We start from the raw sequence: 1,026 nt of genomic DNA, 5'->3' as shown, positions 1-1,026 counted from the left end.
CTTTTAAAAGCAGTAATGTAAGTTCATTGTTCAGCAATTATTTATAAACAATTATCATACCTTAATACGAAAAAAAGAAGGGAATGAATTTTTTGAAAATTAAAAAAAGTGTTAAAGGAATCAAATTATTAGCATGTTTATTAGTTAGTTTAAGCACTATTAGTTATTCATCTATTTCCTTTGCGGAAACAAAAACAGGTAATTCAGCTGGTGCAACAAAAAAAGCTAGTAACATTGATACTGGTATAGCAAATCTTAAGTATAATAATCAAGAGGTTTTAGCAGTAAATGGTGATAAAGTAGAGAGTTTTGTTCCAAAAGAAAGTACAAATTCAAATGGTAAATTTGTAGTAGTTGAACGTGAGAAAAAATCACTTACAACTTCACCAGTCGATATTTCGATTATTGATTCTGTGGCTAATCGTACATATCCAGGAGCAGTACAACTTGCAAATAAAGCTTTTGCAGATAATCAACCTAGTTTGTTAGTAGCTCAGAGAAAACCTTTGAATATTAGTATAGACTTACCTGGCATGAGAAAAGACAATACAATTACTGTCAAAAATCCTACATATGGTAATGTGTCTGGTGCAGTAGATGAATTAGTATCTACTTGGAATCAAAAGTATTCAAAAACACATACGTTACCTGCAAGAATGCAGTATACAGAATCTATGGTGTATAGTAAATCTCAAATAGCAAGTGCTCTTAATGTTAACGCTAAATATCTTGACAATGCACTGAACATTGACTTTAATGCTGTTGCAAATGGAGAGAAAAAAGTGATGGTTGCGGCATATAAGCAAATCTTTTATACCGTAAGTGCAGAACTACCTAACAATCCATCAGACCTTTTTGATAATAGTGTTACGTTTGACGAGTTAACTCGTAAAGGGGTAAGTAAGGCGGCTCCGCCTGTTATGGTATCAAATGTTGCTTATGGTAGAACAGTTTATGTGAAATTAGAAACATCATCTAAGAGTAAAGATGTACAAGCTGCTTTTAAAGCCTTAATTAAGAATCAAA

1 protein-coding gene is annotated in these 1,026 nt (G+C 32.1%); it reads left to right on the top strand.

Annotated elements, in window-relative coordinates; translation table 11 throughout:
• Positions 1 to 83 precede the first annotated feature (83 nt).
• A partial coding sequence (locus ACM6HU_RS26445) for a thiol-activated cytolysin family protein (protein ID WP_414848527.1) occupies positions 84 to 1,026 on the top strand: 943 nt, incomplete at its 3' end.

This window comes from Bacillus sp. IT-79MI2 (assembly GCF_949768135.1).
GTDB classification, from domain to species: Bacteria; Bacillota; Bacilli; order Bacillales; family Bacillaceae_G; genus Bacillus_A; species Bacillus_A pseudomycoides.
The sequence above is the reverse complement of the archived record's forward strand: the minus strand, read 5'-3'. Positions and strand labels throughout refer to the sequence as shown.